Annotated in this window: 6 protein-coding genes and 1 tRNA gene; 2 read left to right on the top strand and 5 right to left on the bottom strand. The window is 64.9% G+C overall.

Annotated elements, in window-relative coordinates:
* Positions 1-131 precede the first annotated feature (131 nt).
* Entirely contained in the window at positions 132-1346 is a 1215-nt protein-coding gene (gene glmU, locus EKH81_RS09110) for a bifunctional sugar-1-phosphate nucleotidylyltransferase/acetyltransferase (protein WP_238392151.1), read from the bottom strand.
* A gap of 412 nt (positions 1347-1758) precedes the next feature.
* Here glmU and glmS point away from each other — a divergent pair, with 412 nt between their 5' ends.
* Together glmS and EKH81_RS09100 are read left to right on the top strand one after the other, a co-directional pair.
* The gene (glmS, locus tag EKH81_RS09105; protein ID WP_132059362.1) at positions 1759-3579 is read left to right on the top strand and encodes a glutamine--fructose-6-phosphate transaminase (isomerizing); all 1821 of its coding nucleotides are present in this window, start codon (positions 1759-1761) and stop codon (positions 3577-3579) included.
* A 78-nt stretch (positions 3580-3657) separates the two neighbouring features.
* On the top strand, positions 3658-4605 hold the full coding sequence (locus EKH81_RS09100) for a polysaccharide deacetylase family protein (protein ID WP_132059363.1): 948 nt from the start codon (positions 3658-3660) through the stop codon (positions 4603-4605).
* 715 nt (positions 4606-5320) lie between these two features.
* Here EKH81_RS09100 and EKH81_RS09095 read toward each other — a convergent pair.
* The 4 genes from EKH81_RS09095 to flaJ all read right to left on the bottom strand — a co-directional run bounded on the left by EKH81_RS09095 (position 5321) and on the right by flaJ (position 10540).
* Positions 5321-5405 (bottom strand) — tRNA-OTHER (locus EKH81_RS09095).
* 96 nt (positions 5406-5501) lie between these two features.
* Entirely contained in the window at positions 5502-7787 is a 2286-nt protein-coding gene (locus tag EKH81_RS09090) for a PAS domain S-box protein (protein ID WP_132059364.1), read from the bottom strand.
* Between the two features lie 101 nt (positions 7788-7888).
* Positions 7889-8743: a CheF family chemotaxis protein gene (locus tag EKH81_RS09085; RefSeq protein ID WP_132059365.1), complete on the bottom strand. Its 855-nt coding sequence runs from the start codon at positions 8741-8743 to the stop codon at positions 7889-7891.
* Positions 8744-8812: 69 nt separating this feature from the next.
* Positions 8813-10540: an archaellar assembly protein FlaJ gene (gene flaJ / locus EKH81_RS09080; RefSeq protein ID WP_132059366.1), complete on the bottom strand. Its 1728-nt coding sequence runs from the start codon at positions 10538-10540 to the stop codon at positions 8813-8815.
* Between the last annotated feature and the right edge of the window lie 28 nt (positions 10541-10568).

Genomic DNA, 10568 nt, shown 5'->3' with positions numbered 1-10568 from the left:
GCCACCCCCCAACATAATTTCCGGGTGGTGGGGGGGGGGGGGGCCGGGGGGGGGGGGCCCCCCCCCCCCCCCCGCGACCGGACGACGCCGTTCTCCGTTCACCGCGTTTTCCCTCCCCCGATTCGTGACGATTATCGGTCGCGAGTCACCGTCTCACCCGGTGGCACGCGCGCACCCGCCGAGAGTTTGACGCCCGCGTTGAGTGCCACGTCGATTCCGGTCTTGGCGTCGTCGCCGGCGACGACGCCGAACTTCCGTCGGCCGGTCGAGACGCGCTCGCCTTTCACGCTGAGTTTCACCGCTTCGTCGTCGTGACGGAGGTTCGCCACCGTGGTCCCCGCGCCGAAGTTCACGTCGCGTCCGAGCACGCTGTCGCCGACGTAGCTCAGGTGGCCCACGGTCGCTCCCCGCATGAGAACGCTGTTTTTGACTTCGACGGCGTGACCGACTTTTGCGTCCTCGCCGACGAGGGTCGCGCCGCGGACGTACGCGTTCGGGCCGACGCTCGCGCCCGCCCGGACGAGCGCGGGACCCTCGACGACCACACCTGCATCGACTGTCGCGCCTTCTTCGACCACGACGTTCCCGCGCAAATCGGCCGTCTCGTGGACCTCGCCACGAACGTCGCGCTCCAATTCGCCGAGTTTCCACTCGTTGGCTTCGAGCAGTTCCCACGGACGCCCCACGTCGAGCCACCGGTCGAGTTCGACCGCGGTTACCTCGTACTCGTCGATGACGCGGGCGAGCACGTCGGTGATTTCGCGCTCGCCGCGCTCGCTCTCGGGCACGTCGAGCCACTCGCTCGCCTCCGCGGGGAACAGGTATGCGCCGGTGTTGGCGAGGTCGGTCGGCGGGTCGGCCGGCTTCTCCACGATGTCGGTGACTGTTCGGCCCTCGGTCGAGAGGACGCCGTAGTTCGAGGGGTCTTCGACCCGGCGCGCGCCGACCGCTGGACCCTCGGCGAACAGCGACTCCACACCCGCCGGGTCGTAGAGATTGTCGCCGTTGAGGACCGCGAACCGGCCGTCGAGGTACTCGCGCGCGGCCCGGACCGCGTCGGCGGTCCCGGCTTGTTCGGTCTGGACCGCGTACTCGACCGGGACTCCGGCGTACTCCGCACCGAAATAATCGCGGACCGTGTCGGCCTCGTAGCCCACGACGAGTATCAGTTCGTCCGCGCCCGCACGAATCGCGGCGTCGGCGGTGTGGGCGGCGAGCGGTCGGTCGGTGACCGGCAACATCGGTTTCGGCACCGACCTCGACAGCGGTCGGATTCGGGTCCCTTCGCCAGCAGCGAGGACGACTACCTGCGTCGTCTCAGTTGCCTGCGGCATCTCGGCTGTCATTACCCGGCGTACGCCGACCGGACACTTTGTTACCACCTCCTTGCGGGGGTGTAAGTGTGTGGTATCCAATCGGTGGGCGGTCGTTCGGGGAGGGGAAGGCGAACCCGGACCGGTCTACTTACCCGTGTCTACTCGCCGATACGGACGGTATCGGCCCGGATAGGTCGTGCTTACGAGGTGCGTATTCTTCCCTACCGGGTCGTCAGTAGGTGTATAACAAAGGGGAGTGGCGGCTTTCAGTCGGACATCACCCGCTCCCCGGTGGTCGGGACGGTCTGGACGACACGACGTGTGACGGACGAACTCCGGCACCTAAGCGGTGGCTACGTGACAGACCGTGGGACGCCATCCCGAGCGCTGCAAAACAAGGTTCGATTATGATAGCTACGAACACGACGGGGGTAGATAACTGATGTGTGGTATCATTGCGCGTATTGGCGGCGACGACGGCGCGGTTGACGAGCTTCTCACGGGGCTCGAAAATCTGGAGTACCGCGGATACGACTCGGCAGGACTGGCGGTGAAGAACGGGAGCGGTCCCGAGGTGTTCAAGCGCCAAGGCGAGATTTCGCACCTGAAGGAAGTCCTCGCCGACGAAGTTCCCGACGGCGGCCTCGGCATCGGTCACACGCGGTGGTCCACACACGGCCCGCCCTCCGACGAGAACGCTCACCCGCACACCGACTGCTCGGGCGACGTCGCAATCGTCCACAACGGCATCATCGAGAACTACGACGAACTCAAAGCCGACCTGCTCGCCCGCGGCCACGAGTTCACGAGCGACACCGACACCGAGGTCATCCCGCACCTCGTCGAGGAGTCGCTCGCCGAAGGGGCCGACCCCGAGACCGCGTTCCGCGAGACCCTCGAAAAGCTCTCGGGGAGCTACGCCGTCGCGATGATAACCAAGCACGACCACGCGGTGTACGCGACCCGTCGCGGGTCGCCGCTCGTCCTTGGGGTCAGCGACGGCGAGTACTTCCTCGCGAGCGACGTGCCCGCGTTCCTCGATTTCACCGACGACGTGATTTACCTCGACGACGGCGACGTGGTCGAGGTTAGACCCGACGGCCACCGCATCACGACCGCCGACGGCGAAGCCGTCGAGCGGTCGGTCCAGACGGTCGAGTGGGACCCCGAGGACGCCGGAAAGGGCGGCTACGACCACTACATGCTCAAGGAGATTCACGAACAGCCAGCCGCGCTCCGCCAGACGCTCCGCGGACGCGCCGACCCCACGACCGGCGACATCCACCTCGAAGAGTTCCCGCCCGGAACGTTCGAGGACGTGAAACGCGTCCAGTTCGTCGCGTGTGGCACGAGCTACCACGCCGGACTCGTCGGCGCGCAGTTCCTCTCCGACAGCGGCGTTCCCGCACAGACCTTCCTCGCGAGCGAGTACGCCACCGGCCAGCCGCCGGTGGACGACGAGACGCTCGTGGTCGGCGTGACCCAGTCCGGCGAGACCGCAGACACCCTCTCGGCGCTCCGGCGGGCGAACGCCAGCGGGGCGAAGACGCTCGCGGTCACCAACGTCGTGGGTTCGACCGCGGCCCGCGAGTGTGACGACGCGCTGTTCATCCGGGCCGGGCCGGAAATCGGCGTGGCCGCGACCAAGACGTTCTCCTCGCAGGTAGTCTCGCTCGCGCTCCTCGGCGAGCGCCTCGTCCGTGACGTGACCGGGACGCGCTCGCCGGAGACCCGCGAGCGACTCGACGCGCTCTCTGACCTTCCGGGCAACGTCCAACAGATACTCGACTACACGAGCGCCCGACGAATCGCGAAGCGGTATCACGACAGCGACGCCTACTTCTTCATCGGCCGGGGCGCGGTCCGACCAGTCGCGCTGGAAGGCGCGCTGAAGTTCAAGGAAATCTCCTACGAGCACGCCGAGGGGTTCGCGGCGGGCGAACTCAAGCACGGGCCGCTCGCGCTGGTGACCGACCGGACGCCCGTGTTCGCGGTGTTCACCGGCCGGAACGACGAGAAGACCCTCGGCAACGTCAAAGAGGCCGAGGCGCGGGGCGCGCCCGTGGTCGCTGTCGCGAGCGACGCCAACGATGAGGTGTACCAGCACGCCGACGAGGTGCTCACGATTCCCGAGACCCACCCCGACGTGGCGGGCGTGCTGGCGAACGTCCAGTTGCAGTTGGTGTCGTACCACGCGGCCGACCTGCTCGGCCGCCCCATCGACAAACCCAGAAATCTCGCAAAGAGCGTGACCGTCGAGTAGAAACACCCGATTACCGTGGAGAACGCTGCTGAACGGTCTGACCGATTTACTCGCCGACGCTCCCATAGCTTCGCGACGATGGGTTCTGTCGTACTCTCGCTCGATGCGGAACTCGCGTGGGGCTTCCACGACCACGCCGACCTCCCCGACGAACGGGTGTCGTCGGCGCGCGAGTCGTGGCTCCGCCTGCTGGAACTGTTCGACGAATTCGACGTTCCGGCGACGTGGGCGGTCGTGGGCCACCTCATGCTCGACGACTGTGACGGAGACCACCGAGACCACCCGACCGAAGACGGGTGGTTCGACCGCGACCCCGGAACGTGGGAGCGCCGGGACGAGGAGTGGTACGGGTCGAAGCTCGTGGACGCAATCGAAGGGGCCGACGCCGACCACGAGGTCGGGAGCCACACCTTCTCGCACGTCGAATTCGGCCACACCACCCGAGAAATCGCGGCCGCAGAGATGCGCGAGGCGGTCGAAATCGCCGAAGACCGCGGCCTTACGGTAGACTCGGTCGTCTTCCCGCGAAACTACGTCGGCCACCGCGACGTGCTCGCGGCCTACGGCGTCAAGTCCTACCGCGGGGTCCAGCCCCGGCGGTGGTACGACCGTGGCCTGCTCGGGTCGGCGGCGAAGCTCCTCGGGTGGCCGACCGGTCTCGTGTCGCCGACGCTGGTCACGCCCGAGGTGGACGAGTACGGTCTGGTGAACATCCCGGCCTCGCTCTACCTGTTCTGCTTCGAGGGACGCGCCCGGTCGCTGGTCGAGGGCGTGACCGGCGACCCGGTCGTCACGATGGCCAAGCGAGGCATCGACCGCGCCGCGAGCGAGGAGGGCGTGTTCCACATGTGGCTCCACCCGAACAATCTGACCGACGACCGTGACTTCGACCGCATGCGCGCCATCCTCTCCCACCTCGCGGAAGTTCGGGACCGGACGCCACTTAAGGTGCAGACGATGGGCGAAATCGCGGCCGATTTGAAGGACGACGAACCGCTCCCGCGCGAGCCGATTGGACCGCGGTAGTCGATGTTTTTTCTGGGAGAGCGAGACGCAGAATGATATCCGAGATGCGACGCTCGGTGGGACAATCACCCCGGCGTCTGCGGGAGCGAAGCGACCGCAGGCTCGGAAGACGTGGTTTGTCTTCCGGCGCGCGCTGGCGCGACCCGCAAGTGGTCGCGCCCAAAGCGCGCGAGGGATGAGGACCGCAGACTGCGAGCAGAGCGAGCAGTCGAGGACCGCAGTCGGTTGGGGAGGCGTGTGGCTGTCGCGGTTGCGGTGCGGTTCTCACAGGTGACGTGCGAGCAGAACTGCACGCACGGGATATCACGCGGAGCGACTGCGAGCGCGGGGGCTTTCTGGCTGAAATTGATTCTGTTAGCGACGACTCACAGCGAGCAGAGTAGTTCGTCGCAAAAGCAGAAGGGCGGGAGTCGAACTCGCCGAGACGGTCCTGCTCGGTCGCTTCGCTCCCTGCGCGGGCGTGCGACTCGTCTGCTCGACTCCCTTCCGAATCAGTTTTCTGCCGACGCGTATGCTCGGCGCTAAACGCCTCGCAGTGTGTCGGCAGAAAACGGAAGGGGCGGAAGTCGAACCGGGCAAGACGTTCCGGGATGCTCACTCACTTCGTTCGTTGCGCGTCCGGGCATGCGACTTGCTTGCTCGACTCCGCGCCGTCCCCCGCTCCGTTCGGAGCAATTGCTCGGCGATGAAACGCCTCGCAGAAAACCGAACGGAGCGGAAGGGGCGGGAGTCGAACCACGCGAAGCCTGTCAGGCTGCCACCGTAGAATCGGTGGCGCTCTACCACTGAGCTACCCTTCCTCGTCTTACGAGTGGGCCGCACGCATCTTTGTTATGGTGCCCGTGAGCGACCGTAGCCGCGGTCTGGTTCCGATACGTCCTCGGCCGACGAATCGGTTACGGTTTCTCTCGAATCGCCACCCGGGTGAACTCGAAGCGCGCGCCGCCCGCATCACTCTCGCAGACCGACGTGCGCCAACCGTGGGCCTCCGCGATGGACGACACGATGGCGAGACCGAAACCGGTGCCGTCGTCGGTGGTCGTGAAGCCGTGTTCGAGCACCTTCTCGGAGTTGGCTTCCGAGATGCCCGACCCGTCGTCTTCGACGTAGAACCCCCGCGTCGGGCGGCCCTCCGACGAGCAGGTCCGGTCGCCCGCCGCGAGCGGGCCGACTTCGACCGCCACGTCCGAGTCGCCGTGCTCCACGGCGTTGCCGAAGAGATTCTCGAGGAGTTCGCGGAAACGGGGCTCGTCGGCCTGAATCACCGCGTCCTCGTCGAGCGAAAGCGTGGCCGCTTCGGTCTCGACGGTCTCCCACGCGGTCTCGGCCGCGCTCGCGAGCGACACCTGCTCGAAGTCGTCCACGACCTGTCCCTGCCGGGCGAGTGCGAGCAGGTCCTCGACCAGCGCGTCCATTCGGTCGAGCGCCCGTCCGAGCGGTTCGAGGTGCTCGGCGTCGGACTCGTCGGCCAAGAGGTCGTACCGTCCGCACGCGACGTTGAGCGGGTTTCTGAGGTCGTGAGACACCACGCTGGCGAACTCTTCGAGTCGCTCGTTCTGCCGGGCGAGCTTTCGCTCGCGCTCCTTCTGGTCGGTGATATCGACGTAGATGGCGAACGCCTCGCTGTCGTCGCGGTTGCGCGAAGGGGCCGTGTGGAGCAGGAAGTCCCGACCGCCGTCGCGCGTCCGGCGGTGGACCTCCTCGCCCTCGATTCGTCCGCCCCGACGGACCCGCGAGTTGAGCGACTTTCCGGCCTCCCACTCGTCGTCGGGGAGGATGTAGTCGTCGACCGATTCGCCCACCATCTCCTCGGCGGTCCAGCCGAACACCTCCTCGAACGCCGTGTTGACCGACCGGCAGATTGCGGCGTCGTCGCTGCTGTCGTAGCGCACTACCGCGTTCGGGACGTTCTCGAACAGCGCGGCGAAGCGGTCGCGCTCGTCCCGGAGTTCGGTCTCGGATTTGACCCGCGTGAGCGCCTCGTCGAGGTGTGCGGCGAGCAGTTCGGTCAGGTCGCGGTCGGCCTCGTCGAAGCCGCCGAGGTCCTTCGAGACCGCCTGAAAGACGGCGAACTCGCCGATTGGCACGGTCAGCACCGAGCGGTACTCGCTCTCGGCCGGAACCATCTCGGTCTCTCGGAGGTCCTCGACCAGCGACGACTCCCACTCGCGGGCCGCGAGCGCCGCGAGATTCCCCTCGGCGTCTATCGGCGTCGTCTCGTAGTAGCCGTCGGTGGCGACGACCTTCGAGACCGCGCGCGAAATTAGCCGGTCGTCCTCCACCGCATCCACCGTACAGAGGTCGAATTCGAGTATTTCCTCGGCGGTCTCGACCGCAAGGTCGTAGATTTCCTGCTCGGACGTGCAGGCGACCGCGCGGGCGGCCACATCGTGGAGCGCCTCTATCTTCTGTTTCGTCTCGCGAAGCTCCATCTGTGCGCGCTTGCGCTCGGTGGTGTCTCGGAAGTACACCGAGAGGCCGTCCTCGGATGGGTACACCCGGACCTCTATCCACTGGTCGGGCCGAAGCACCGACTCGGTTTCGAGCGTCACCGGCTCTTGGGTCTCGAACGCCTGGTCGAACGAGTCGTACAGTTCCCGGCCGTCGGATTCGGGAAGCACCCTCCGGATGTCCTCGCCGATTAGCTCGCGCTGGGACCGGTCGGTGTGGTCGGCGGCCTGCTGGTTCGCGTAGGTCACGCGCCAGTCGTCGTCGAACGCGTAAAACGCGTCGGTGATGCGCTCGAAGATGCGTCGAATCCGCTCGTTCGCCTCGTCGGCCTGTCGCTCGGCGCGATGCTGGGCGACCGCGTTCTCGACCCGGTTTGCCAACACTGTGTAGTGGTCGGTGCCGGTCTCCTTCTGGAGGTAGTCGGTCACGCCAGACGAGATGGCCTCCGACGCGATTTCCTCGCTTCCCTTTCCCGTAAAGAGGATGAACGGCAGTTCCGGGGCGACCGCGCGCACTTCGTCGAGGAAAGTCAGTCCGTCCATCTCGGGCATGTCGTAGTCGCTGACGACGCAGTCTACCGACTCGTCGCCGGTCACCCGCGCGAGCGCGTCGGCGGGACCCGTCTCGACGGTCGTCGTGATGTCCTCGCTGGCCCGCTTCAGGTAGGTGGCGGTCAACTTCGCGACGGCCGTGTCGTCGTCGACCAACAGAACACGGATGGCGTTCCCCATTGCTTGTCGAATGTTACCAAGTATAATATAAAAACGCTTAGGAATTTTACTGGTGATATTATGTGAAAAAATTTACTGGAGAGTTCGGAGCGACGAGGTGTTCAGGTGTTCACCGTCTCGATGCGGTCGCTGACGAGGAGTTGTCCCTGCGCAGTCAGCGACAGGCCCTTTTGCCCCTCGTCGACGAGACCCTTCTCACGGAGGTCGTTGAGCAACATCGTGACTCGACTCGAATCCACGCCGAGCATCCCGGCGAGGTCGCCGCTCCGACCTCCCGAGTAGATGGCGACCAGCGCCTCGACTTCGCCCTCGGAAACGTCCACCTCCTCGGCCGCCTGCGCGAGTTCGGAGTATTCGAGTCGGAGGTATCTCCCGAGCAGATTGAGCTTTCGGTCGTTTTCGAGCGCGAACTCCGAGGTCACCGATTGGCCCTCGTCGGCGTGTCGGACCGCGACCACGGTTCCGACCTCCCGGCGCGCCTTTTCGAAGTACGTGACGTTCGCCAGATTCACCGTGACGGGGTCCGAACAGACGAACCGCACGACGCCCGGTCGAATCCGGAGTTTCGCCGGGCGGAACGTCGAGTCGGTCACGCGACCGCCCACTCGCGCGGGGTGTTTGATTCTGGTTTGACTCCCGCTGAGTTGGGCCTTGAACAGCACCGTCTTGAACCGGGTGACCTCCTCGGTTCCGGCCTCGATTACCGCCACGCGTCGAGTGCCGTCCACCTCGTAGGCGATGGTAATCGTGTCTTGGAAAAACTCGTCGAGGTCGCCGGGTACCTGACCCACGTTGATGTCGAAGATAGCCGAGAGGGGAATGGTCGTCTTCGAGTCCGATGTGGCGAGCACGAGACGACGCCGACTCAGGACGATTCGGCCGCTCACGGGGTCGGGCGTCTCGAACGTTTCGACCGTGAACCGCGCCACGAAATCGGCGATGACCTTTTCGGACATAGTTTTCGGGGAAGTGGTTCGTTTACCGGTGGTTCACAGAGGGGGTACATATTTTTTCGGTCCTGTGTATCAGACGTTCAGGAACGACCCGACGACGATGCGAGTGAACACCGCGATGACGCTCGAAATCCACGTCAACAGCACGAAGTGGAGGTAGGAGTTCACCTTGTGGCCGCCGTCGGCGATGCGGACCATCAGCGACGACAGCACGGAGTTGAGCAGGATGATGAGTATCAGGAGATACTCGATGGTGTCGATGTCGTACACCTCGGTGTAGATGATGGTGCCGAAGTCGAACTGGTCGGTGTCGAGGTTCACGTCCATTCCCGCCAGCACTTCGACGATTTCGAGACCGATGAAGAACGCGAACGTCGAAGCCGCGGTAATCCCGTAGAGGACACCGATGAGCGTCACGGTCGATTGGGTGCGGCGCTCGCGGAGCTGAATCACTTCGTTCATGTTGCTCGCGATGAGTTCGCCGAGCTTCTTCGGGTCGCCGCCCATCTGGCGGCCGACGAGGAACATCTCGCTGAACTTCTGGATGAGGTACGACCGCGAATCCGCGGTGAAGTGTCGCCACGCCATACCGGGTTCGATGCGCATGTTGAGTCGCTTGTAGAGGTCGCTGACGTTCTTGCTCAGCGCGCCGAAGTTCTTGCCCTGGAGCGATTCGAGGACCTTGGTGGTCGTACTCTGCTTTGCGCTCTCGGTCGCGCCCAGCGCCCGGATGAAGCTCGTGAACTCCTCGTCGCGCTCCTTGATTTTCTCCTCCTCCCTGCGGACGACGACGCCGGGTATCAACAGCGGCGTGGTCGGAATCGCGGCGTAGAACGGCAGCGGAATCGAGTCCGGGTCGATGGACGTCTGGCCCATCAGAACGAGCAGAGAGGCCGCTATCGCCGCGATGGTGAGAAACACGCCCACGACGACCGAGATGCGGATTCGCCACTCCGACCACGTCGTCTGGCTCGGCGGGTGGTACCACAGCGGGTCGTAGGGAGCAGTGCTGCGAATCAGGAGGATGAACCCGACCTGAATAAACGCGAACATCACGACGACCGCACCGACCGTCGTCGTGGGGTTGGTCCCGGTCAGAATCGGGAGAACGGTCGCGAACACGAGCGCGAACGTCGCCGACAGCACCATCGAGAGGTAGAGGTCCTTCATGACCTCGAGGTTCTGAAGCGACCCCTCGTAGATGGTGACGTAGTTCTGAATCACCACGTCCTGTTCGCTCAGCAGGAAGTCCTCTATCTCCTGTCCGGCGTTGATGGTGTACGCGAGTCGGTCCAAGAAGTCCGCGAACGGCTTGCTCGGCGATTTGTTCGCTCGGATTCGCAACGCATCGTCGAGACTCTGGTTCCACGTATCGACCAACTGCGTGATGCGGCGCATCTCCTCGGCCAGCGCCTTGTACTCGTCTTCTTCGCCGAGGGTGCGAAACACCTCCACTCGGTCGATGTTCGCGGTCGAGAGGATGGTCATGTGGGTGATGAACAGGTGAAGGCGGTCCTCTATCTCCTTGCGCTTCTGGTCGCGCAGAATTTTGGGGTAGACGACCGCCACGACCAGCGCGAGCAGACCGAGTAAGGGGATGGGAACCGCGATTAGAAGCGGGAAGTCCGTGACGACGAACACCGCGACAGTCACCACGAAAAAGACGATAGACGGCACCACGACCGCGGCCAAGTACCGGGAGACCGGCGTCTCCATCTGCCGGTAGGACTCTATCGTCGAGGACGCGAAGCCAGCGAAGAGGTCTTTCGCGCTCTGTGCCGGTTGTTCGGTTTCTGCCATGATGCTCGATGGAGGGCTGGTGTTCGCG

It is taken from the genome of Halorussus amylolyticus (assembly GCF_004143485.2).
Classification (GTDB): Archaea; Halobacteriota; Halobacteria; order Halobacteriales; family Haladaptataceae; genus Halorussus; species Halorussus amylolyticus.
The sequence above is the reverse complement of the archived record's forward strand: the minus strand, read 5'-3'. Positions and strand labels throughout refer to the sequence as shown.